Source organism: Paenibacillus sp. GCM10027630, from assembly GCF_042676305.1.
Taxonomy (GTDB): domain Bacteria; phylum Bacillota; class Bacilli; order Paenibacillales; family NBRC-103111; genus Paenibacillus_S.
In genome coordinates, this window is sequence record NZ_JBHTGY010000084.1 from 13,606 (window position 1) to 34,995 (window position 21,390).

The 21,390-nt window shown below is 43.9% G+C and carries 26 protein-coding genes; 19 read left to right on the forward strand and 7 right to left on the reverse strand.

All coding sequences use genetic code 11. The annotated features are described in order from the left end of the window. Position 1: 1 nt before the first annotated feature. Positions 2 to 844, reverse strand: coding sequence for an SPFH domain-containing protein (locus ACFQ0C_RS32570; RefSeq protein ID WP_379373150.1), 843 nt, complete (start codon positions 842 to 844; stop codon positions 2 to 4). A 198-nt stretch (positions 845 to 1,042) separates the two neighbouring features. Here ACFQ0C_RS32570 and ACFQ0C_RS32575 point away from each other — a divergent pair, with 198 nt between their 5' ends. The 4 genes from ACFQ0C_RS32575 (at position 1,043) to ACFQ0C_RS32590 (ending at position 4,404) form a co-directional block, all read left to right on the forward strand. Next, a complete protein-coding gene (locus tag ACFQ0C_RS32575) occupies positions 1,043 to 1,387 on the forward strand; it encodes a thioredoxin family protein (protein ID WP_258211503.1) in 345 nt (114 codons plus the stop codon). Positions 1,388 to 1,598: 211 nt separating this feature from the next. Beyond that, positions 1,599 to 2,531: a COX15/CtaA family protein gene (locus ACFQ0C_RS32580; RefSeq protein WP_258211502.1), complete on the forward strand. Its 933-nt coding sequence runs from the start codon at positions 1,599 to 1,601 to the stop codon at positions 2,529 to 2,531. A 183-nt stretch (positions 2,532 to 2,714) separates the two neighbouring features. After that, entirely contained in the window at positions 2,715 to 3,446 is a 732-nt protein-coding gene (locus tag ACFQ0C_RS32585) for a Cthe_2314 family HEPN domain-containing protein (RefSeq protein ID WP_258211501.1), read from the forward strand. 169 nt (positions 3,447 to 3,615) lie between these two features. Further along, a complete protein-coding gene (locus ACFQ0C_RS32590; RefSeq protein ID WP_379373153.1) occupies positions 3,616 to 4,404 on the forward strand; it encodes an SDR family oxidoreductase in 789 nt (262 codons plus the stop codon). 157 nt (positions 4,405 to 4,561) lie between these two features. Here ACFQ0C_RS32590 and ACFQ0C_RS32595 read toward each other — a convergent pair whose 3' ends face one another. Then, complete coding sequence (locus tag ACFQ0C_RS32595) at positions 4,562 to 4,807, reverse strand: NifU family protein (RefSeq protein WP_171651009.1); 246 nt, start codon at positions 4,805 to 4,807, stop codon at positions 4,562 to 4,564. A gap of 79 nt (positions 4,808 to 4,886) precedes the next feature. Here ACFQ0C_RS32595 and ACFQ0C_RS32600 point away from each other — a divergent pair, with 79 nt between their 5' ends. Next, entirely contained in the window at positions 4,887 to 5,141 is a 255-nt protein-coding gene (locus ACFQ0C_RS32600) for a YuzB family protein (protein WP_258211499.1), read from the forward strand. A gap of 2 nt (positions 5,142 to 5,143) precedes the next feature. Here ACFQ0C_RS32600 and ACFQ0C_RS32605 read toward each other — a convergent pair whose 3' ends face one another. Beyond that, entirely contained in the window at positions 5,144 to 6,208 is a 1,065-nt protein-coding gene (locus tag ACFQ0C_RS32605) for an NAD(P)/FAD-dependent oxidoreductase (protein WP_258211498.1), read from the reverse strand. Positions 6,209 to 6,296: 88 nt separating this feature from the next. Next, entirely contained in the window at positions 6,297 to 7,397 is a 1,101-nt protein-coding gene (gene mqnE / locus ACFQ0C_RS32610) for an aminofutalosine synthase MqnE (RefSeq protein ID WP_379373156.1), read from the reverse strand. Positions 7,398 to 7,824: 427 nt separating this feature from the next. Here mqnE and erpA point away from each other — a divergent pair, with 427 nt between their 5' ends. From erpA to sda, 3 genes are all read left to right on the forward strand, one after another. Further along, positions 7,825 to 8,196: an iron-sulfur cluster insertion protein ErpA gene (erpA, locus tag ACFQ0C_RS32615; RefSeq protein ID WP_258211496.1), complete on the forward strand. Its 372-nt coding sequence runs from the start codon at positions 7,825 to 7,827 to the stop codon at positions 8,194 to 8,196. 213 nt (positions 8,197 to 8,409) lie between these two features. Continuing rightward, positions 8,410 to 8,817 carry a cytochrome-c oxidase gene (locus tag ACFQ0C_RS32620; protein ID WP_379373159.1) on the forward strand — a complete coding sequence of 136 codons (408 nt, stop codon included), beginning with the start codon at positions 8,410 to 8,412 and terminating at the stop codon, positions 8,815 to 8,817. 864 nt (positions 8,818 to 9,681) lie between these two features. Next, positions 9,682 to 9,837 carry a sporulation histidine kinase inhibitor Sda gene (sda, locus tag ACFQ0C_RS32625; RefSeq protein ID WP_258211492.1) on the forward strand — a complete coding sequence of 52 codons (156 nt, stop codon included), beginning with the start codon at positions 9,682 to 9,684 and terminating at the stop codon, positions 9,835 to 9,837. 118 nt (positions 9,838 to 9,955) lie between these two features. Here the strand turns inward: sda and ACFQ0C_RS32630 are convergent, their stop codons facing one another. Next, the gene (locus ACFQ0C_RS32630; RefSeq protein WP_258211491.1) at positions 9,956 to 10,942 is read right to left on the reverse strand and encodes an NAD(P)/FAD-dependent oxidoreductase; all 987 of its coding nucleotides are present in this window, start codon (positions 10,940 to 10,942) and stop codon (positions 9,956 to 9,958) included. 422 nt (positions 10,943 to 11,364) lie between these two features. On the opposite strand from ACFQ0C_RS32630, the gene ACFQ0C_RS32635 reads away from it, so the two are divergent. The 7 genes from ACFQ0C_RS32635 (at position 11,365) to ACFQ0C_RS32665 (ending at position 16,513) form a co-directional block, all read left to right on the forward strand. Next, positions 11,365 to 12,555 carry an NAD(P)/FAD-dependent oxidoreductase gene (locus tag ACFQ0C_RS32635; RefSeq protein ID WP_258211490.1) on the forward strand — a complete coding sequence of 397 codons (1,191 nt, stop codon included), beginning with the start codon at positions 11,365 to 11,367 and terminating at the stop codon, positions 12,553 to 12,555. Between the two features lie 2 nt (positions 12,556 to 12,557). Continuing rightward, positions 12,558 to 12,848 carry a hypothetical protein gene (locus tag ACFQ0C_RS32640; protein ID WP_379373162.1) on the forward strand — a complete coding sequence of 97 codons (291 nt, stop codon included), beginning with the start codon at positions 12,558 to 12,560 and terminating at the stop codon, positions 12,846 to 12,848. Positions 12,849 to 13,083: 235 nt separating this feature from the next. Next, positions 13,084 to 13,866 (forward strand): hypothetical protein, encoded by a 783-nt coding sequence (locus ACFQ0C_RS32645; RefSeq protein ID WP_379373164.1) that lies wholly within the window; start codon positions 13,084 to 13,086, stop codon positions 13,864 to 13,866. A 3-nt stretch (positions 13,867 to 13,869) separates the two neighbouring features. Further along, positions 13,870 to 14,241, forward strand: a complete 372-nt coding sequence (locus tag ACFQ0C_RS32650) for a GntR family transcriptional regulator (RefSeq protein WP_379373166.1) — start codon at positions 13,870 to 13,872, stop codon at positions 14,239 to 14,241. Positions 14,242 to 14,267: 26 nt separating this feature from the next. Then, a complete protein-coding gene (locus tag ACFQ0C_RS32655; RefSeq protein ID WP_379373168.1) occupies positions 14,268 to 14,984 on the forward strand; it encodes an ATP-binding cassette domain-containing protein in 717 nt (238 codons plus the stop codon). Between the two features lie 63 nt (positions 14,985 to 15,047). Further along, entirely contained in the window at positions 15,048 to 16,016 is a 969-nt protein-coding gene (gene sppA, locus ACFQ0C_RS32660; RefSeq protein ID WP_379373170.1) for a signal peptide peptidase SppA, read from the forward strand. Positions 16,017 to 16,036: 20 nt separating this feature from the next. Then, positions 16,037 to 16,513: an RDD family protein gene (locus ACFQ0C_RS32665; RefSeq protein WP_379373172.1), complete on the forward strand. Its 477-nt coding sequence runs from the start codon at positions 16,037 to 16,039 to the stop codon at positions 16,511 to 16,513. 95 nt (positions 16,514 to 16,608) lie between these two features. On the opposite strand, the gene hemQ is transcribed toward ACFQ0C_RS32665, so the two are convergent. Then, on the reverse strand, positions 16,609 to 17,355 hold the full coding sequence (gene hemQ, locus ACFQ0C_RS32670) for a hydrogen peroxide-dependent heme synthase (RefSeq protein ID WP_258211483.1): 747 nt from the start codon (positions 17,353 to 17,355) through the stop codon (positions 16,609 to 16,611). 215 nt (positions 17,356 to 17,570) lie between these two features. Here hemQ and ACFQ0C_RS32675 point away from each other — a divergent pair, with 215 nt between their 5' ends. Further along, positions 17,571 to 17,855: a YuiB family protein gene (locus tag ACFQ0C_RS32675; RefSeq protein ID WP_258211482.1), complete on the forward strand. Its 285-nt coding sequence runs from the start codon at positions 17,571 to 17,573 to the stop codon at positions 17,853 to 17,855. Between the two features lie 23 nt (positions 17,856 to 17,878). Next, on the forward strand, positions 17,879 to 18,076 hold the full coding sequence (locus ACFQ0C_RS32680) for a YwbE family protein (protein ID WP_379373175.1): 198 nt from the start codon (positions 17,879 to 17,881) through the stop codon (positions 18,074 to 18,076). A 127-nt stretch (positions 18,077 to 18,203) separates the two neighbouring features. Here the strand turns inward: ACFQ0C_RS32680 and ACFQ0C_RS32685 are convergent, their stop codons facing one another. Further along, complete coding sequence (locus ACFQ0C_RS32685; protein WP_379373177.1) at positions 18,204 to 18,443, reverse strand: hypothetical protein; 240 nt, start codon at positions 18,441 to 18,443, stop codon at positions 18,204 to 18,206. Between the two features lie 191 nt (positions 18,444 to 18,634). Here ACFQ0C_RS32685 and ACFQ0C_RS32690 point away from each other — a divergent pair, with 191 nt between their 5' ends. Both ACFQ0C_RS32690 and dnaI read left to right on the forward strand, forming a co-directional pair. Continuing rightward, positions 18,635 to 20,134, forward strand: coding sequence for a replication initiation and membrane attachment family protein (locus tag ACFQ0C_RS32690; RefSeq protein WP_379373179.1), 1,500 nt, complete (start codon positions 18,635 to 18,637; stop codon positions 20,132 to 20,134). 24 nt (positions 20,135 to 20,158) lie between these two features. Then, positions 20,159 to 21,109, forward strand: coding sequence for a primosomal protein DnaI (gene dnaI / locus ACFQ0C_RS32695; protein ID WP_379373181.1), 951 nt, complete (start codon positions 20,159 to 20,161; stop codon positions 21,107 to 21,109). Positions 21,110 to 21,390 lie beyond the last annotated feature (281 nt).

Genomic DNA, 21,390 nt, shown 5'->3' on the forward strand with positions numbered 1-21,390 from the left:
CTTAATATAGACTGCCTGTGTTAATAACAGGGCTGGCGGAACGATCAGAGACGATGGCAACCATCAAGTTGTTGATCATAGCGGCCTTGCGCTCCTCGTCGAGAACTACGATGCCGTCCTGCTCGATTTGGGCGATGGCCAGCTGAACCATTCCGACGGCGCCTTCAACAATTTTGGAACGCGCGGAGATAATGGCCGCAGCCTGTTGACGCTGAAGCATGGCACTGGCAATTTCAGTTGAATAAGCCAGGTGAGTTAATCTTGCTTCCATAACCTCAACACCGGCTACAGATAATCTCTCCTGCAGCTCGCGGCTCAGCTCAAGCGCAATTTCCTCGGAATTGCTGCGTAATGAATATCCTTCCCCTTCAAACACATCATATGGGTACTTGTTAGCAACATGACGAAGTGCCGTTTCGCTTTGAATTTCAACGAACTGTTCATACTTATCTACATCGAACATCGCTTTGGCCGAATCAACTACGCGGAATACAACAACTGCGGCAATTTCAATCGGATTGCCTTCTATGTCATTCACTTTTAATTTGACGCTGTTGAAGTTGCGAACCCTTAAGGAAACGGATTTGCGAATGGAGAAGGGAATGACCAGCCAAAGGCCGCTTTCTCTTATTGTACCGATATAGCTTCCAAAGAAATTAACAACTATAGCTTGATTCGGTTGTGCGACTGTAATTCCTGTTGCCAGGACTACTCCAATAATGAGAAGAAGAATGCCTAGGAATACCATCTCCTTGACAAGTAAGAAAGCAGAGAGAGCTATTACAACCAAGATTAACAACAAACCAAGGAAGCCGTTAAAGGACCAAGCTTTTTGTTCTTTCATACTGAACACTCCTTTTTGTATAGTATATCGTTTTGATATTTAAATGATATCACTTTTAGTAATAAATGTAAAATGGAATAAGATGTTAATTAATAAAACGTTCGTTGACAGGGGATAAACATCGTGCTATAAGTGGTTGTAAGCAGTGAGAGGGCAGTAAGTCGCCCAAATAAATTGATAAAAGGCGGTGCAATACAAATGGAGCAAGTTAATAACGAGCAAGTATTTGAACAGAAAATTGCTGGAAGCAAGCCTACAATTGCTGTTTTCAAAACAACATGGTGTAAAGATTGCCATTTCATAGATCCTTTTATGCCGGCTGTAGTGGAAGCATATAAAGATCGGTTGGACTTTATTCAGCTTGACCGGGATGAGGTGCCGGATCTATGCGAGAAGCTGAACATTCTGGGCATTCCGAGCTTTATTGCTTTTCGTGAAGGCGAGGAGCTAGTTCGATTCGTCAGCAAGCTGCGCAAAACCAGAGACGAAATTGAACAGTTTCTTGATCGCGCTTTGGAAGTTGCCGATGCATTGAAGAAGTAAGGCATTTCCAATAATACGGGTGAAAAAAGCTGATGCTTCGGGGATTGGTTAATTCCATGTCCCTCTGAAGTGAATCAGCTTTTTTTCTTTCAATGCTTTGTAACATTTCCGCATGGATTTGCTCTTGGATTATCGCTATAATGATACATGAACGATTCGACTTAATTAGCATAATATGTCGAATTCAGAAAAAAGTAGGTGAAACCAGTTCATGAGTCTTCAAAAATGGCTGAAACGGTTTTCGTTCGCCAGCATGTACGGCATGTTTTTAATTCTTGTAATGGGCGCGCTTGTCACTAAGACAGAATCAGGCCGCGGTTGCGGGGACGATTGGCCATTATGCAACGGTAAATTCGTTCCGGCCTATACAATCGAATCTATTATTGAATACAGCCACCGGTTTGTGGTCGGCGTCGTAGGAATCATCCTGTTGATCACGACGTTGTTGGTCTTTTTTTACAGTAGAAATAAAGAAGCCAAATGGTTTGTATCAGGCGCGATGCTTTTTACCGTATTGCAGGCTATTCTTGGGGCTATGGCAGTCGTATGGCCGCAATCGTCAGCTGTATTGGCGCTTCACTTCGGCTTCTCATTGATGGCATTTGCTTTTACACTGCTGCTCGCATTGGTCTTTACCCGATTCGGAAGCTCCTTATCCGGACCGCCTTCAACCCTATCCATCGGGGTTCGTTGGGGAATAGCTTTGACCTTGATTTACAGCTATGCGGTTGTTTACCTTGGAGCCTTTGTAAGACATACGCAAGCATCGGGAGGATGTATCGGTTGGCCGTTATGCAACGGACAAGTAATACCCGAGATGATAGGGGCAACCCGGATCGTATTTGCCCATCGCGTAGGTGCGATTATTTTGTTTCTGATTATTATGTGGCTGTTTTTAGCTATAAGGTCGCAGAATGCGAAGCAGGATAATGCGTACCAAGCAGCAAAATGGTCACTCATTCTGGTTGTGCTTCAAATATTTAGCGGCGCATTTGTAACTTTGTCCCTAGGATACGATTGGTACTTAATAGCTAGCCTTATTCATGCGGTTCTAATCGCTTGTTTGTTCGGTATTTTATGCTATTTATGTGTACTTGCCCTGCAAGCGGGAATGGGCAGCAGACAGGCTTACGGAGCGAGATAGCTGCGTAAGCCTTCTGTTCTAATTATGGGTTATAAGTGTCGAAGGTTGGCAGGAAAAAAGGTGCTTTTTGGTGCCCATTGGCATTTAATGGTCTCATGGATTCAGGTATCATCCCGATTCTGCGGGTGTATACTTAGTCGATAAGCATAAGCATTTATTAGCGGAAGGAAGTGAGCATATAAGATGCTTAGAAGCATGTTCGGACAACCACGCCGGAAAGATGAGGGATTGTTAGCGGCTGTCAATCAAGCGATAACCAGTTATTTGCATTTGCTGGAGTCGGTGCCAGCCGAGGAGCGCAACCTTCAGGAACGGCGTTATATTATATGGGGCCGAGGGTTTCTTCGTGCGCTGGACGAGCTGGAACAAAGCCAATTCGCGGCTGTAAGCTACGGTAGCAAGGTAACAAAGACATATATTGACGAAATGTCAGAGAACGAGCTTGACGACTATCATAAACATCTCTATTTTTATAAAAATGCAATCATTCGATTATTCGCTATACTGGATAAGCTGGGGCATTTCATGAACGAGCGATTCCGTCTAAAGACCGAGGAAATTAAAGGGCGCTATTCCTATTTCACAGTTCTTCGTAATATGCATACCAATCACTTGTACACTAAGCTCGAAGAGCAGCTGTATGACTTGAAGATAGCCTACAAAGTGCCTGTAGAGCGTCTTCGCAATGAACGGAACATGGAAATTCATACGATTAATGCAGACCTTCTTGACGACCTGCTGCAGGCTGCCGAATCGAAGCAATCATTAGATCAACGCAAGAGAACGGAAAACATACAAGAGCATCTCAAGGACCTTGAAATTGGCTGTAATATGACATTCATGGCCAGCGAGAAAGTATTTACGTATATCCGGACCTTATCCGAATCATCCGGTCAGTATTCACCTTCGAACTGAGTGCTTCCAGGGAGTCATTTCTGGTGGTAACGGTTCAGACGGGTTGAATCCATGGCGCGGTTCCTCTATACTTTAGAGTAGCAAAGCGATGCAACCTTTCAATGTGGAGAGTTCAGCAATTGCTTACGAAGTCAGCTTTCCATACGGAAAGTTCTTAGGAGGGGCGAGCGTGACCGAACAACCAAAAGTTGCACTCATAACAGGAAGCGCCAAGGGATTGGGCAAAATGACTGCGCTTCTGCTCGCCGAATCAGGTTGCGATATTATTCTTAATTACGTGCAGAGTGAAAAGGAAGCCAACCTGTTATGTGAGCGCATCCAAGCACAGGGACGCCGCTGCATGGCTATTCAGGGCGATGTGGCAAACCCGATGGAGATGAACCGGCTTGTGAAGTCGGCTGTTGCGGAATTCGGTGGCATCGATATTTTAATTAATAATGCAGGGCCGTTTGTCCGCGAACGAAAGCTGTTTAGCGAGTACTCGCAGGAAGATATTAATTATTTAATGCACGGCAACTTGTTAGGTGTAATGCAGTTGGACCATTTGGTACTGCCTATGATGCGTAATAAGAAGTGGGGGAGAATCGTCCATTTTGGCTTTGGACACGCAGCGGAAGCGCGAGGATGGCCGCATCGCGCAGTTTACGCAGCGGCAAAAGTCGGACTTGTCTCGTTTACCAAAACATTAGCGGTGGAAGAGGCACCTTACGGTATTACAGTTAATATGATCTGTCCTGGGGATATTCGTGGTTTGAACAAAGAGAAAATGATTGCCGAGGTAGAGCAGGAGCTCGATCCTGAATCTCCGCGCGGACGACCAGGGGCCGGTGAGGATATTGCCAGAGTTATCACTTTCCTCTGTGAGGAACGCTCTGATTTCATTACGGGCAATATCATGGATGTATCGGGTGGATTGGATCCAATCAGAGCGATTATCGGTTTATCCCAGCAGAAGTAAGCCAAACTGAAAAAAGACCCTCTAGCCATAAGCAGCGGCGCGAACGCCAGCAGCTTACGGACTAAGGGTCTTTAATTTGTTGAATATATCGCACGTACTCAACTTAAAAGGAATACGTGCTAATATTCCAGTTGTTGTGCCTTAAGAAAGACATCAATTAGAACACTTGTACAACCTCTTGAACACCTTCAACTTCTTCAAGCAATGCGCGTTCAATACCGGCCTTCAATGTGATCGTTGAGCTTGGGCAGCTGCCGCAGGCACCTACCAGCTTCAGTTTGATGATACCATCCTCCACATCAACAAGCTCTACGTCACCGCCATCGCGCTGCAAAAACGGGCGAAGCTTATCTAAAACCTCCAGTACCTCATCGTACATGGTGCTTTGTGTTTGTTCACTCATTTGCTTCAACTCCTTTCTATAACTTATTATATTACAATAAGCGCAAAAATAAAATGGTTTACAAGGCGGATGATTACTTATGAGACCTATCATAGAATTTTGTACGAATAATATGCATCATGGAACAGATAAATTAATGAAACAATTGGAAGCTAATCTCGATTATGATGTGATTGAATACGGCTGTCTTGGCAATTGCGGAGAATGTTATATGTTCCCTTATGCATTGGTTAATGGTGAAATCGTTGTGGCGGCCAATGTGGATGAACTGCAGCAAAGGATCGACCATAAATTAAAAGAGATCGAAGCTATGTTCGATCTCCTTGGAGAATAGATTTAACCGAAATGATGCTTGGACAGCCACAGAACACCGCTCTTTAAAGTCCGCGCAATTTTACCTGTCATAATCGTCCGTTTGCCCATCAACCCAAAGCCCGATTTTTTACCTAGCGAACCCAAAACCCCTTTGAGCTTGATTTTTCCTAGCCGAGGGGTTTCATTTTTCCAAATAGCCTTCATTACCTCTGCAATCTGCTTGCCTTGTCCTTCCGCAGCCTGGGCGCTTGGAGAGAAAGGAAGGGATGCGCAGTCTCCTACAACGAAAACATCCGGATGCTCGCTAATTTGATGGAATTTGTTTATTATTATCCGTCCCTGATTATCTTTGGGCAGCTGCAGCTGCTGTATGATCGGGCTCGGCTGAATTCCTGCCGTCCAAATCGTCACATCCGTGTGAATGATTTCCTGATCGTTATAGAGCAGCCCGCCTTCTATCCGAGAAAGGTTGATATGTGATCTGAGCTCAATATCATGCTCCATCATCCATTCGCGAACGTAAGATTGAAGCTTGGGAGGGAAAGCTGATAACACACTGGGGCCGCGGTCTATAATCCGTATATTCATATCGGGACGGCTTTCTCTAAGCTCCGCTGCCATCTCAACACCGCTTAAGCCGCCGCCAATAATCGAAACTTGCCCGTAAGGAATCGTATCATTGACCGTTTGAAAAGTTTTGCGTGTCGCGGACAAGGTTTGGATACTTTGCGAATATTGCTCGGCCCCGACGATTTGATGGTACTTGTCCACACACCCGAGCCCGATGACCAGCCAATCATATGAAAGAGGGTCGTCATTTTCAAACAGTACTAATTTGTTAACCGGATCAACCGCCGTCACTTCTCCATATTTAAGGATTAGGCGCGGGTCTACAGGGAATTGAACGCGAATTTCTTTATCTGCTACAGTGCCGGACGCTAAAGCGTAATATTCAGTTTTCAATCCCTGATAGGGCATGCGGTCGATAAGTACAAGTACGGTATCTGAGGGTAAATCTTTTTCTAATAGCTCGTTGGCTATTGTTAGTCCGCCGTAGCCGCCGCCTAATATAACTAATTTCTTCATGGTGATGAGCCCTTTCTATATGGGGACGGCAAGCATCCCTGAAAAAATATCAGCAGAACTGCCTTGAGATATATTCTGCTAATTTAGTTTAATATACTTTTATTTCATTATAAAATGTATCACGTTCAACCGGAATACGGCCGGCTCCCTTAACAAGCCATACGAGCTCATCGCGGGTCAAGCTATCCGGGGATAAGGCGCCAGCCGCATGACTGATTCTTTCCTTTACAATCGTACCGTGCACATCAGAAGCGCCAAAAGTTAAGGCTATTTGTGTTAGCTGTGTACCAAGGTTGATGAAATATGCCTTGATATGTTGAATATTATCAACCATGAGGCGGCTGATTGCGATTGTTTTCAGATCATCGAATGCGGCGACGCGGCGCTTGAGGCCCGCACTTACGCTTGCCGGTTGTACGGAGTTAGGAATGAACACCATGAAGCCGTTGGTCTCATCCTGCACTTCACGCAAGTAAATCATGTGCTGAATGCGTTCCTCCAGCGTCTCGATTGAACCATAAAGCATAGTCGCATGTGTCTTGAGACCAAGGCCATGAGCAACCCGCTGTACTTCCAGCCATTGGTCGGTTGTTGCTTTACCAACGCCCATTTTTTTCCTGTAGCGCTCGGACAGGATTTCCGCACCGCCGCCAGTCAACGTGCTTAAACCGGCGTCCATAAGAGTCTGCAGCACTTCTTTATAGCTTAACCCACTGAGGCGCGAATAAAACTCGATCTCAGCCGCCGTATGGGCCTTGATGGTAACATCTGGATAACGCTCCTTCAATGCGCGGATCGAATTTACATAATATTCAAATGGAACATTCGGATTATGTCCTTGTGCTATATGGAATTCGCGCATACCGGGGTGATAATGCTCATCAATAAATTCAAACATTTGCTCAGGCGAAAGCGTATAGGAGCCTTCTTCGCCTTCATCCTTGCGGAAATGACAGAATGCACAGTGAGCTTCACATACATTGGTAAAATAAAGGCTCATATTATCGATGAAATAAACTCGTTTACCGTTCATTCTAAGATTAACTTCGTTTGCCAGCTGTCCAATTGTAAGCAAGTCATCGGATTGATACAAAAATACGCCATCTTCCAGCGATAAACGTTGCCCATGCTTCACTTTCTCGGCAATTTCTGCCATCCTTTGATCCGGATTACTGATAACGATGCTCATAAACCCACCTCCAAAATGAATAACAAAGTCATGCTTTTACCATGAATGACCTTATGCTTGATATCGTCGAACCGGGAGGAGTGTACCATTATATTCATATATAAAGTCTCCTTATTAAAACAAATAAAATAAAACAATACTATCTATTATAGACCTCCTTATCGGACGGGGCAACTATGTAGTTCGACAAAATGGAGATTAACCCTTTGCAATCTTGAGACAGGCGTGGCAACTGGATAGAAGTCCTTGAGGACTGTGCTTATTAGGAGTATACTTATATAAGAGAGGCAATATGTAAGAAAAAGAAAGCTTCTAGCTGGGTAGGTAATTCAGCTTTCACAAGTTGAACCTGCGCTCCATTATTGCGCTCTAGTGATATATTGAGCTTTATCATGCCACTCCACTACCGTAAGGAGGTTGTATTTTTATGATTACTATTAGTGAAACAGCAAGCGATAAAATTAAAGAAATGTTGGCGAGCGAGGAAACACCGGATTTATTCCTTCGTTTGGGTGTTAAATCGGGAGGCTGCAGCGGTTTCTCATATGGTATGGGCTTTGATGACCAAGAGAATTCTGATGATAAAGCTTTTGAATTAAACGGGCTAAAAGTAGTTGTCGATCAAGAAAGCTCCAAATATTTGTACGGTATCGAGATCGATTTTAAAGAATCCGGCATGGGCGGGGGCTTCACCATCAACAATCCTAACGCAGTTGCTTCTTGCGGCTGTGGTTCATCCTTCAAAGTGAAGGACGAAGAGGGCACGCCTGAGAAATGCGACGATAAAGTCGAGGCTTAATACAGGTTGTACACAACCCTAGAAATGCTATTTCTGGGTTGCGGATTAAAACCTTCCAAGCTTGTGTGTGAATGCTTATACACATGATTTGGGAGGTTTTTTTATGTAGAAAAAGAAGTATAAAAATATTATGTAAAATTTAGTTGATTATCTTGTATTTAGGAGGGGATTTGTTATAATCATTTTGTCAAATACAGGAAGAGGAGTTGTCTTATGGGCGCAAAGTTAATCAAAATTGCTTCGATTTACTTTGTTGTAGGTGTGTTTTTTGGAATGTTCATGTCCATCACACACCAGTTTCAATTTGCTTCTGTGCATGCCCATCTCAATTTGGTCGGCTGGGTCTCACTAGCATTAGCTGGGTTTGTGTACCATGTATTTCCTAAGGCGGCCTGTTCTATGTTGGGGAAAATTCACTTCTGGTTGCATAATATCGGCTTGCCGATTATGATGATCGGACTTGTGTTCCTGGTCAGTGGAGTTCAGGCAGTGGAGCCAGTAGTTGCAGTTGGAGGGTCTTTGACCGCTATTGCTGTAGTGCTATTCACCATTAACGTATTGAAAAATGTCGGCGAAGCCAAAGAACAAAACGTTACTCAGAACAAGACAACTTCTCTGTAAACCCATACATATATAGAAGAACGTAAGCCTTTAGGGCTTGCGTTTTTTTTGATAATATCAGACTTTATAAGTTTTCAGCGGAGCTGAAGAAGTCTGATATTGCAAGAAAAGCTACAACTTAGACACGAATGGATCTTCTTCGAAAGGGCTTCGATCAGAAGCTTTTCTTATTACCTTTAAGGCATAAATGCAGCATCATCGAAAGGGCTTAGATCAGAAGCTCTTCAAAGGAATGAAGAATGAGCGAGCAAACTGACTTACCTGGATTAGTAGAGTTGCACTAAAACTTGAGCTATTTACAACGTGATCAAAGGTGATTTATATGTAGCTAGCGGCGAAGCTGCGCTGCAACGATCCATGGAGGGTTTGGTAAGGAACTGAGAGTTCCGTTATTCCACCAGCCAATCTTAATCTAAGGCTATAGCGGAAGACGGAATTCCGTTATGTTGGGCGAATAGGAACATTATGCACCAAAACAGAGGAATAAGGGAACTAGCGGTTCCGTTATTCTTCTGTTTTTTGGGTTTTCCAGGTGATAAAGGAACAAGCACTTCCGTTATTGCCCTTCAATTATGTGGATGCGGTACTGGTGGGTTGTTTAGAGGGACACAAATGTATCTTCCTCAAAAGGGCTTAGATCGGAAGCTTTTCATATTGAAAAAATTATTTTTAGCCTACCACTCTCTTTAATTGGGTTGTGCATAACCTTGTCCACATTATCCACTGCGCAACAGTGGAGGGTTTCACGCTTATTAACATAATACACACAGGTTATGCACAAAATGATGTGGATAACAGAACGCTTGTTCTAAATATATATACATGTTAATATAATTTTACCTTAAAGAAGTTAGGTGATCTTAAATGAGACTAATGAGTAACGAAATTTTAATTGATTCATACTTTAAGGCGTTGAATTTGAAGCTGGAAGCCGAGTTTATCGAATTGCTGCTCGAAGAAATCAGACGTCGTAAGCTGAATTTGGAATATTACCGTAACAACGAAGCGCAGGTCAGCTGACCTGCCTTCTTTTTGTTTTCTCAGATGTAAAGCCATAGAAAACAATAAAAGGGTTTCCGCCGATGGTAGTTTACATGACGGAACCCTTTTATTTATGTTGAACTGCTGTACGTACAAATTACATTTTCATATTGCTGCTGTGACCTGGGGACAATTTAGCCGTAGGATCGATGTATACTTTGGCATTGTTGATTGCCGTCGGCGCTTCTCCAAAGCCTACAGCAATTAGCTTAAGCTTCCCTGGATATGTAGTGATATCGCCAGCGGCAAAAATTCCTGGAATGCTTGTTTCCATACGCGAATCTACAATAATTGAACCATTGTCAATTTCGAAGCCCCACTCTGCAATAGGTCCAAGCGATGAAATGAATCCGAAATTAACGATAACCGCGTCGACATCAAGATCATAGGATTCTCCGGATTTGATGTCAGCTAATGTAGCTTTAGTGATGAATTCGTCTCCGTGCAAGGCTGTGATTTCTTTTGGGGTTTGTACATCTACTTTGGAATTCATCAGGTTTTCTACACTATGCTCATGAGCACGGAACTTATCTCTGCGGTGAATCAGAGTAACTTTCTCTGCAATCGGTTCAAGCATTAAAGCCCAATCAACCGCTGAATCGCCGCCGCCGCTGATCAGCACCTTCTGTCCCTTGAAACGATTCAGGTCGCTAACAAAATAATGCAGATTCTTTTTCTCGAACTTGGCTGCCTCAGGAAGCTCCAGACGTCTAGGCTCGAATGCACCTACTCCACCTGTAATAATAACGGCCTTGGATTGATGAACTCCTTTATCCGTTACTACTTCAAATAAGCGCTCGTCCTTTTTAATAACTTGAAGCACTTTTTCCTCCAAGCGGATGTCGATAGGGAAATGCTTCATCTGCTTATCGAGGTTGTTAACCAGTTCTTGAGCAGTAACCTTCGGAAAGCCGGCAACATCGTAAATGTACTTCTCCGGATACAATGCAGCCAGCTGTCCGCCTAATTGTGGCATACTTTCAATAATTTTCACGGATGCTTGACGCATACCACCGTAAAAAGCGGCAAACATACCTGCAGGGCCTCCGCCCACAATAATAATGTCTACAATTTCATTTTGCATTTTTCTTAACACACCTCCGAGACTTAATAACAATCGAATTATATTATAAACATATAAATTTGGAAAGAAAATAATAACGATTTTCATTTACATGTTAGTATTGATTACATAATCATGAGTTTTATTAACTATTATGGGAATATTCAGCAATCGGAAGTATTCCTGTATATATACGGGCTAGTCTCGGTTTTTTCTGTGATTTTTAACCAAAATAATACTTGCTATTTGTCATGTTACATTATATTATGTCTTGAGGAACTGGTTAAAACTGATGGCTTAACTCGCATTTTAACGCTTATATTTTCAATTCATACTGTTTAAACTAGTATTGAAAAATATTTCTCGGCGTAGTATGTGTAAAATTTCACAATCGAATTATGGCCATTAAATACAGAATATAACGGGATGGAAGGGATTAAACCATGAGTCGAATACCAAGAATAGTCATTTTGGGAGCAGGATACGGTGGCATTGTAACGGCTATTCGTTTGCAAAAGGAATTGAATTACAACGAGGCAGATGTAACTCTTGTTAACAAACATGATTATCACTACATCACTACACATCTGCATATGCCTGCAGCAGGCACAGACAATCCGGAGAATGCACGCGTTAACATCCTTAAGCTCATTGATGAATTCAAAATCGACTTTGTGAAATCGACAGTAGTACAAATTCGTCCACAAGAGAAAAAGGTTATTTTGGAAGAAGGCACATTGTCTTATGATTATTTGGTCGTAGGACTTGGCGGAGAGCCAGAAACCTTTGGTATTCCGGGATTGAAGGAGAACGCGCTTAGCATCCGCAGCATTAATAGCGTACGCTTTATTCGCGAGCATATAGAATATCAATTTGCAAGATTTAAGCGCGAGCCTAACCGTTTGGACTATTTGACTTTTGTGGTCGGCGGAGCAGGCTTTACAGGAATCGAATTTGTGGGCGAGCTGGCTGATCGTATTCCTCAATTATGTAAAGAATTCGATGTGGATCCTTCCCTTGTTAAAATATACAATGTTGAAGCAGCGCCAACTGCTTTGCCGGGCTTTGATCCGGAATTGGTAGAGTATGCAATGAACGTTTTGAAGAATAAAGGAGTTACCTTTAAAATAGCAACAGCTATTAAAGAATGTACACCGGATGGCGTTTCATTGGCTACGGGTGAAGAAATTAAGTCTGCTACAGTAGTGTGGACCGGCGGCGTTCGCGGTAATCATATGCTGGATGAAGCAGGGTTCGAAACGATGCGCGGCCGGATCAAGGTTGACGAGCAGCTTCGCGCACCTGGCCATGATAACATTTACATCCTGGGCGATTGCTCGATCGTGATGAATCCTGAAGGCCGTCCTTACCCGCCTACTGCACAAATCTCCATGCAGCAAGCTGATGTCTGTGCGCACAACCTGGTTGCTTCCATACGTGGTGAGCAATTGAAGGATTTTGTATTCACAAGCAAAGGAACCGTAGCATCCCTTGGACGCGGTGAAGCTATCGGTATTGTCGGTTCACGTAAAATCAAAGGCGGCCTCGCGGCTGTAATGAAAAAAGTCATTGACGTTCGCTATCTGTACATCATTGGCGGCATTCCGTTAGTTCTTAAGAAAGGCCGTTTCTAGTAATGCGGCACTGCAGCGTACAGGTACGCGGATTATTGACGCGGGATGAGTTGGATCGTTACAATGCCCTTATAGACGTAGGTCACTTCCTAGAGTCTCAAACCCGCTATGATCTGGTTTATACGGTGCAAAAAGAAATAGACATTCTTATTCTCCCGGCAATTGAACGGCTTAAGGAGAAGTCGCGGCAGCGTGATAGGGACACAGAAGCCTATCTGGCGGCTAAGAATGACAAGAGCGAAGCAAGCCGCGATGACCGGTTTGACGACGATGACGATGAAGACGATATATAAGAATTAAGTAAATATAACCTGAGATTTCACCGGTATTCCGGTTAAATCTCAGGTTTTTTGCTTAAAAATTAGATTTTCAGCGGAATGGAACCATTCTGACGATCGCAACAAAATCTACCGCATTGTAGACGGCTTTTAGCAAAAACGCACTTTACCGGAATATATTGACACATGTTTTGATTGAGTGTACTATTGTGGTAGTACACTAGTTTTCTATTTTTAGGGGGCATAGCAGTTGAAGGTTTGGTGGAGCTTGTTCAAGAAGGAGTTGGCCTTCGGTACGAGGTGGTCAGGGCCTATATGGATTTATTTATGCATTGTATTAATTTTGGGCGGCCTATCCGTCTTTTTATCCTATCGCTTTCAATCCGGCTTTTTTAGTAATTTCTGGCTGTTTATTATGTATCTGCATTTCTTTGCTCCGGCCGCGTATATGCTGATAAGCTTGCGCAAGGAACGTAAGCTGGATCCCTTTTGGCTGCAATTGCCTTTGCCAGGCTGGAAACTGCTAGCGGCGAAGTATGCGGCTGCGTTTGTAGAATTCGTCTCCGGTTTATTGGTTTCAACCGCTTTTTTCTTATGGGTTCAAGCTGTTGAAAAAACGGGAGTGGAGTGGATAAGCGGGGAAGAGAATCGAATTGAAATTAATGTTGAAGCTCAGAAAATATTGGTCGTAATTAATGGATCCAATCTTTCTCTTGTTGTGGAATTTATATCTATTGCCTTTGCGATGGCGATATCGCTTGTACTGCTGTATCTTACTGCTGCTGCATTAAGAAACCGATTTGGGCGTTGGAACTGGCCGCTAGCCGTACTATTGTTTATAGCGGTATCCACCTTGGAGTTTTTCTTTGAGCAAACTGCAATATACCGTTATTTGTTCTTCTGGGGCGATCCGGCTGTGGACGGGGCAGGAAGCTTATTTAAATCCAGTGGAGAACAGCTGTGGATATGGTTGAATATGGCAGTGTTCTTGTACTTATCGGCATGGCTGTTGGATCGCAAAGTGGAGGTGTAGGCTATGGTTGAACAATTTTCGAACACACAACCGATTTATTTACAACTGGTGCAGCGTATATGCCGACAAATTGTTCGACGGGAGGTACAGCCTGGTGAAAAACTACCCTCTGTACGTGATCTGGCGGTCATATATGGAGTGAATCCAAATACCGTACAACGAGTGAATATGGAGTTAGAGCGGATGAAAATAGTTGAAAGTCGAAGGGGACAAGGTATTTACGTGACAGAAGACAGCTCAAGGCTTGCTTTAATGAGAGAGCAGCTAAAGGAAGAGCAAATTACTCGTTTCGCAGACGAGATGCGGGAATTAGGCTATTCCGAAGAGGAAATTATTGCTGGGGTAAAAGCATTCTTGGAAAGCAAAAGCAAGTAGACTGACTAAGTGCAGGAGGAGATTAGATGGGCATTGTAGCAATCAAGTCGGAGCCTATTATCATTTTCGATCAAGTGGAGAAAAGGTTTTTCGGTAAATTAGCTATAGATAAGGTGAGCTTTACGATTCCCAGAGGCGAAATAATCGGGATTATAGGCAGAAATGGCAGCGGTAAATCCACTGTTCTGAAATTAATGGCCGGGCTGCAAAGACCGAGTGCGGGGCGTGTGCTGTTGAATGGCCGGGCTCCGGAGCGGCTGAGCTCAAGAGAGGTTGCCTTTTTGCCGGAGGCTGATGTGTATTATCCGTTTCATACGGTGAAAAAAGCACTGCAATTTTACGATGAGATATTTGAAGATTTTGATAGGGCTAAAGCGTTGGAGGTGGTTGAAGCCTTTCGATTGGACGTAGATCAGAAAGCCTCTCAATTATCAAAAGGACAGCGAGCCCGCTTGAAATTAGCACTAGCACTAGCTCGACAGGTGCCTTTAATAGTAATGGATGAGCCGTTATCGGGTCTCGACCCTTTGGTAAGAGAGGATATTATCCGCAGCGTTATAGCATTAATCGATCCACAGAAACAGACGTTGGTGATGACTACTCATGAAGTAGATGAAATTGAATCCTTATTGGATAGAGTGATGCTGATTAATGATGGAAAACTAATTGGCTATGAAGAGGTCAGTCGAATTCATGGTGAATATAACTTTGGATTAGTTGAATGGATGAAAAAAAAGATATAAAGGAACTTTTAGCTATAATTTTTTTCTGAAAAATACAGCTCATTTCAATGGGGGGAAGCATCAATGGGACGTAAGGGATGGGCCTGGTTAATTGTAGGCGTATTATTTGTAAGTTTGGTCGTAATTCTTATTACAAAGTCTGACTCGCTAGTGGGTGGGAATGTAATGGGAGGCAAACAAAAGTGGAATGAAGAAACAGTTCAAGGTAAAGGCAATGATAAAGTAGTCCAGCTATTTGTAGAGGGTGCTATAACTGAAAAAAGCGGGAGCTTCTCAAGCGGTTTAAGTGCAGGCAGCTACATTACCCAGCTGGATCAGGCACGCAAGGATAAGGATGTAAAAGCTGTTGTGATCCGGGTAAACAGCCCGGGCGGAGAGGTAGTGGCTTCAGACGACATCCATTCCAAAATTGTGGAGCTGAAGGAAAGCGGAAAGCCGGTTATTGTGAGTATGGGCTCGATGGCTGCTTCAGGTGGCTATTATATTTCGGCTCCGGCTGATTATATATTTGCCAATCCTGCAACCTTAACTGGCAGCTTGGGCGTTATTTTCTCCATAGCCAATTATGAGAAAGCAGCCGAGTGGCTTGGGTACAAGGAAAATACGATCACAAGCGGTGCGTATAAAGATATTGCGAGTCCGCTTCGGGAGATGAAGCCGGAGGAGAGAGAAATATTTCAAAAGCTGGTAGATGAGAGCTATCAGCAGTTCGTTACAGTTATTGAAAAAGGGCGCAAGATGCCGCGGGATACCGTATTGAAGCTTGCAGACGGACGTATCTACTCAGGTCAACAAGCCAAAGCTTTGGGTCTGATTGACGCATTCGGGACTATGGAGACGGCTACTGCCTATGCATCGGAAAAAACAGGAATTGCCAATCTGAAGGTGGTTCGGTATGTGAAGGAGCCTTCTTTGTCGGATTTGTTCGGCGGTGCAATGATTCAATCGGCATCTCCTGCAGCGCAGGTGCTGCAAGAAGTACTACCCGAAGTATCCATAGGTCCTCGACTTATGTATCTTTTCAAATATTAATTACTTAAAGGGAGCGAAGAATGATGGAGAGCGAAACTAGATCAGAATCCGTATATTCGGGAGGGAAAACGTCTTATTCAGAAACGATAGGCACTGAAAGAATTTACGCAGGGTTCTGGATTCGATGCGGGGCTACTCTGTTGGATGGAGTTTGTTTACAAACCGTATTCATTATGGTTCATTTATTACTAGGCTACAATCTACTTGAGCCGCCGTTTGCCGTTTCTTTAATCGAGTCTTTACTCTCAGGCGTTTATTATATAGTAATGACTGTGATCTGGGGACAAACCTTAGGCAAGATGGCTACTGGCATTAAAGTCATTCGTAATGATGGAACTCCGAATACTTGGGGAATCATTATTTTAAGAGAAATTATCGGTAAATTTGTTTCCGGTCTTATTCTATTTGTCGGCTATATGATGGCAGGCTGGGATGGTAAAAAACGTGCACTTCATGATAGGATGTTTGCAACTCGCGTAGTGAAGGTAAATAAATAATTCCATACTATATCCAAAAAGAGCCTAAGCCGCCAAGTAGTAAGATGGCGGTAAGGCTCTTTTTGGATATAGTATGAACTCAGCGGTGCTGATAATTAAAGCTTTAACATAGCTGCCATTTTGTCTTTGTTCAACAGGTTTCCGACATAGAACTCGCCGAACTCGCCGAAGCGGGCGCTAGTTTCATCGAAGCGCATTTCATGAACGATTTTTTTGAATTGCAACGCATCGTCTGCGAACAAGGTAACGCCCCATTCCCAATCGTCCAGACCGATAGAGCCTGCAATAATTTGTTTGATCTTGCCTGCGTAGTTACGTCCGATCATACCATGGTTGCGCATAAATCCACGGCGCTCATCTGCCGACAGCATATACCAGTTATCGTTGCCTTCGCGGCGCTTGTTCATTGGATAGAAGCAAACATGCTTAGCCTTAGGCAATGTAGGTTTTAGACGAGCAAGAATATCGGGATCCTGCATCGGGTCTGTACCTGGCTTAGCCATATAGCTGCCAAGCTCTACAATAGAAACGTAGGAGTAGGTTGGAATGGTTACTTGAGCGAACAACGTTTTGTTGAACGCTGTTTCCAGCTCGTTAAGCTCCTCCAATGTTTCACGCAGATGCATGAACATGAAGTCGGCTTTTTGTCCGACGATACTGTAGAATGCAGTGCTTCCTTGCTTTTGATCCTCTACATCTTGATACTGTGCAAGCAAGCTGTACAGCTCGTCCTCTGCGCGGTTTCTTTCCTGTTGGGTAAGACTCTTCCATGCCGTCCAGTCGATGGCGCGGAAATCGTTCAGTGCATACCAGCCTTCTAATGTTTGGATTGCTTCGCTCATAAGGTCCACTCCTTTTATATGATGGAATAATTTGAAATTTTAACTTGTTTAATTGTAACGAAATCGCGATCAAAGGGCAAATCAGGGAGGCGTTATCTAATAACAAATCGAGTCAATTGGAGCTGGGATGTTCATCAAGCGTTCACTTTACCCCGGACCAAATTTTATATAGAATAAACATACATGTAAGTATTGATAAAAAGGAGTTGGCGGTTTTGCTGCAATTAGTAATTGTTACCGTGCTGCTGTTCGTATTGTTTTTTGGGCTCGGTTTTATATTAAACATGCTGATGAAAACAACCTGGTTTCCCATCTATGGTTATATTGCTCTCGTGATCTTCCTGGTCGTTTATTGGGGCTGGGGAACAGACTCTCTTACTACGAATTTGACGGAGTATGGTATTGCGGATTATGTACCTGCGGTTGGGGGCTTGATTGGAGCAGCATTGAGCGGATCGACCATTAAGGCTTTGCGGACAAAAGGATACAGGATGTTTTAGAAAAAAGGGCGTGAGAAATAAAAATGAATGGACAGCTCCGCAAGGATGTTATGCCCGGCAGAAAGGTTCAGATCGTGCAAAAGCAGGATCAAAGATCGGGCAAGCTGACGGCCGGCACTGTAAAGGATATATTAACGAATTCACCGAATCATCCGCATGGGATCAAGGTGCGCTTGACGGACGGGACGGTTGGCCGGGTCAAAGAAATTATCGTGGATTAGGACACTATAAAAGTTTATGTGACGGTGTAAAATTGTTTGTACACCACAATATGGAGCCTAGTCAGGCAACAGAAAAGTAGGGTATTCTCGGGATTATTGAAGTGATGTTGCGGCTCAATCCGCCAGCTTAACTTGGTTGCGTGTGTTGGTTAACTGGAATTTCTGGAGCTAATTCGCCACTCGCTTCATCGAAAAGGTATTTAACTGGAAAAGCTCCAGCTAAAACAAGCATTAATCGGTCAAAATACGTTAAACGGCGGTAAGTAACGGGAGGTTTTCCAGTTATTTGTGGATATGAGCCGACATTCCTTAAATTAGCAGGAAGTTTTCCAGTTACAAAGCGGGAGGCCATAACTTTCGCTTGCAAGGGAATGGCTACCAAGGAATTCGAACTTTTAGAATGCAAGGTATATGAGTTTGCAACTATAGGACCGTCAGGATGAGTTGATCCCTGGCGGTTTTTTGTAAAAATTTCTGGTTTGTTTTCATCACCCGAATTGTCGGTTTATGTGGTAAAATGGAGTTTAAGATGTTGGATCAAAGATGGGATTTGAGCTTATGCGGATAACGAATATGCTGCATTTTTCTGAATATCACCGTTTTTATGTGGCGCGTGATTTTTCATTAAGCAGTTTGGATATGAAAGTGCTGTCGACCATTTATCAGCCGATGATAGGAGCTTATGCTGTAAGCTTGTACCACACTTTGTTTTTGCAGCTGCCCACGGATAAAGTAGGGTATTCCTCTATGGAGCAGCAGCGCAAGCTGTTTCTATCACTGGAGCTTGAGACCGGGGAGCGTGGACGTAAATTTTTTATTGAACAGACATCGAAGCTCGAAGCGATAGGGCTATTGCGGACGACTCGTAGGTTTTCTGCCGAATCGGATGACTACGTGTATCAATACACGCTTTTTGCGCCATTATCACCTAATGAATTTTTTAAAAATCAACATTTAACACTGCTGCTAAGAGATAAGGTTGGCAAATATATGGTCTTTTCGCTGCGGGATGAGCTCGTTTTGCAGGAGCTGGACGAGCTTAAGGATGCGAATTCGGAGAATTTATCAGTACCCTTCTATGAGCTGTTTCATCTTAACTCACAGGTTATTGATCTTGATCTGGAGCAGGCATTTTTCGAATCAGCCGCCTCTAAGCCTGACGAGGCCAAACCGGAGCTGGCTAACAAAGGTTTTCAATACTCAGATATTATTATGCATTTTCCCAGACAATCGAATAATCGGGCTTTTGTAGAGCGGTTGAAATACGAAACGGAGCAGATGGCGCAAATTAACTTTGTCGTAAAAAAATACGGCTTGTACTTGACGGACCTATGCAGATTGTTGGACGAAGATGGAGTGTTCGAGCCTGACGGCAGCCTGAGTCTGGAGCTGCTGCAGCACAAGGCTAACGAGACCTTTCGCCAAGATAAGAAGCGCGGAGAGGAACGAAGCCGTTATTTATCCAAAGTGGAGCAATCGCGCGAGCAGGCGGGACAAGGGGCTTCAGCTTCAGAGGAAAAGACAGTGGAGATGGAGTTTTATCTGGAAGTGCCGGATATTTTCCAAGGGGAATGCAATCAGCATCAATATAATTATATATTGCGCAATGAGCCTTACACATTTGTATTGGAGAAGATTTTTTCCAAAGGAACGGTGCCTGACGGGTTGTTGGATACGTTAGCTAAGGTAGATTTGAATTATCGATTGAACGAGGAAGTAATTAATGTTCTTATTCATTTTATTTATGTTAATAAACGATCCTGGGCCAAAAATTCAATTGAAGCCAGCGTGACGGATATGCTCGGTAAGCAGGTCAGCACGTTTGAACAGGCCGTTCAATATATACGGGAGTACGCGAAGTTTAAGGAGCGGCAGTCCGGTAGAGGGGCAGCAGCAAGCGGTGGCGGTACTAACCGAGGCAGCACCAGGGGAAGCAGCAGGCAGCCGCAGAAGCCTGCGCTGCCGATTGTGGGCGATAACGCGCCTGCGAAGCAGCTCAGTGTTACAGAGCGGGAGGAGCTTCGCCGCAAAGCAAGACAGCTCGATAGCCGGAAGTAACCTAAGGAGAGAGGAGGCCGTGCTGTGGAATCATTGGGAGACATTTTACGAGGGATGCCAGGGCGGCAGCTGCTGAAGAAGGCTGAGGACAAGCTGCAGGAAGTAGCGGCAGATCCTTTGATTGTGAAGCTTCGAGCCAAATACCCTCAGTTAGACCATGACGCTCTGAAATTGAATTTAAACAAGCTGCATCAATATACAGTTGAGTACCGCAATTGCTCGAATTGTCCGGGACTGGATCGCTGTCCGAACGACATGGAAGGCCATTACACCTTGATTACGGTAGAAACCGAGCAGCAGCAGGCAAGGGTGTACGATCAGAAGGTAGCCTGTAAAAAGTTTCTTGCCCAACAATCGCAGCAGGCGATTCGCGGACGCATCCGCAGCTTTTATGTGGATGAGCGTGCTTTGTCCGAGGGCTACTCCTCTTTGGAGATACTGGAAAAAGACGAGGACCGAGAGGCAGCTGCGGGCCAAGTGCTGAACTATATCTTGAAAACCCAGAAAGAGGGAATACAGCATCAGGGCCTATACTTGGCTGGAACCTTCGGCACCGGAAAAACCTTCCTTATGTGCTACATGCTGCATGAACTGGCGAAGGATGGCTACACAGGGGCGATTGTGTACATGCCGGATTTTGCCGAGGATCTGAAGTCGATGTTCAACGATCCGCTTAAGCTAAAGGAAACGATCGATGCGTTGAAGGAAACGGATTTGCTCGTATTTGACGATATTGGAGCGGAGAACCTCAATCCTTGGCTGCGCGATCATGTCATGGGTGCTATTCTGAATTACCGGATGAACCGCAAGCCTACCTTTTTTACTTCGAACCATGATTTGGGAGCTCTGGAGAAGCATTTCAGCTTTACTAGCAAGGATGGCGATGAGGAGTACAAGGGAAGGCGTATTATGGACCGGATTCGTCCTTTTGTTGATGTAATTCTGGTCAATGGTTTTAATAAACGCGGCGGATAAATTGAAAGCCCGGCTCTGGCATTTGTGATGCGGAGCGGGCTTTTTTCTATTTAAAGGAGCTTTTATTATTAGTTATTCGAAAATGTCTTCATGGGCGAGGGTGATACTTTCAAGTAGTTGTGATGCTTTGGATGTTATGTAGGTTCCACCATCCCCACGCAATTAGCAGGAAAATGTCAGGCTGTCGAGAAAGTCTCGGCAGTCTTTTTTTTCTTTAATATAATTCACTAATTCACCGCGTTAATTTGATATAATATAGTAAATAAGTTGGAAAGTGGTGA

What these genes read in the sequence shown, in the direction of transcription:
- ACFQ0C_RS32570 (WP_379373150.1), bottom strand. Translation starts at nt 844, where the DNA reads ATGAAAGAACAAAAAGCTTGGTCCTTTAACGGCTTCCTTGGTTTGTTG.
- ACFQ0C_RS32575 (WP_258211503.1), top strand. Translation starts at nt 1,043, where the DNA reads ATGGAGCAAGTTAATAACGAGCAAGTATTTGAACAGAAAATTGCTGGA.
- ACFQ0C_RS32580 (WP_258211502.1), top strand. Translation starts at nt 1,599, where the DNA reads ATGAGTCTTCAAAAATGGCTGAAACGGTTTTCGTTCGCCAGCATGTAC.
- ACFQ0C_RS32585 (WP_258211501.1), top strand. Translation starts at nt 2,715, where the DNA reads ATGCTTAGAAGCATGTTCGGACAACCACGCCGGAAAGATGAGGGATTG.
- ACFQ0C_RS32595 (WP_171651009.1), bottom strand. Translation starts at nt 4,807, where the DNA reads ATGAGTGAACAAACACAAAGCACCATGTACGATGAGGTACTGGAGGTT.
- ACFQ0C_RS32600 (WP_258211499.1), top strand. Translation starts at nt 4,887, where the DNA reads ATGAGACCTATCATAGAATTTTGTACGAATAATATGCATCATGGAACA.
- ACFQ0C_RS32605 (WP_258211498.1), bottom strand. Translation starts at nt 6,208, where the DNA reads ATGAAGAAATTAGTTATATTAGGCGGCGGCTACGGCGGACTAACAATA.
- mqnE (WP_379373156.1), bottom strand. Translation starts at nt 7,397, where the DNA reads ATGAGCATCGTTATCAGTAATCCGGATCAAAGGATGGCAGAAATTGCC.
- erpA (WP_258211496.1), top strand. Translation starts at nt 7,825, where the DNA reads ATGATTACTATTAGTGAAACAGCAAGCGATAAAATTAAAGAAATGTTG.
- ACFQ0C_RS32620 (WP_379373159.1), top strand. Translation starts at nt 8,410, where the DNA reads ATGGGCGCAAAGTTAATCAAAATTGCTTCGATTTACTTTGTTGTAGGT.
- sda (WP_258211492.1), top strand. Translation starts at nt 9,682, where the DNA reads ATGAGACTAATGAGTAACGAAATTTTAATTGATTCATACTTTAAGGCG.
- ACFQ0C_RS32630 (WP_258211491.1), bottom strand. Translation starts at nt 10,942, where the DNA reads ATGCAAAATGAAATTGTAGACATTATTATTGTGGGCGGAGGCCCTGCA.
- ACFQ0C_RS32635 (WP_258211490.1), top strand. Translation starts at nt 11,365, where the DNA reads ATGAGTCGAATACCAAGAATAGTCATTTTGGGAGCAGGATACGGTGGC.
- ACFQ0C_RS32640 (WP_379373162.1), top strand. Translation starts at nt 12,558, where the DNA reads ATGCGGCACTGCAGCGTACAGGTACGCGGATTATTGACGCGGGATGAG.
- ACFQ0C_RS32650 (WP_379373166.1), top strand. Translation starts at nt 13,870, where the DNA reads ATGGTTGAACAATTTTCGAACACACAACCGATTTATTTACAACTGGTG.
- ACFQ0C_RS32655 (WP_379373168.1), top strand. Translation starts at nt 14,268, where the DNA reads ATGGGCATTGTAGCAATCAAGTCGGAGCCTATTATCATTTTCGATCAA.
- sppA (WP_379373170.1), top strand. Translation starts at nt 15,048, where the DNA reads ATGGGACGTAAGGGATGGGCCTGGTTAATTGTAGGCGTATTATTTGTA.
- ACFQ0C_RS32665 (WP_379373172.1), top strand. Translation starts at nt 16,037, where the DNA reads ATGATGGAGAGCGAAACTAGATCAGAATCCGTATATTCGGGAGGGAAA.
- hemQ (WP_258211483.1), bottom strand. Translation starts at nt 17,355, where the DNA reads ATGAGCGAAGCAATCCAAACATTAGAAGGCTGGTATGCACTGAACGAT.
- ACFQ0C_RS32680 (WP_379373175.1), top strand. Translation starts at nt 17,879, where the DNA reads ATGAATGGACAGCTCCGCAAGGATGTTATGCCCGGCAGAAAGGTTCAG.
- ACFQ0C_RS32690 (WP_379373179.1), top strand. Translation starts at nt 18,635, where the DNA reads ATGCGGATAACGAATATGCTGCATTTTTCTGAATATCACCGTTTTTAT.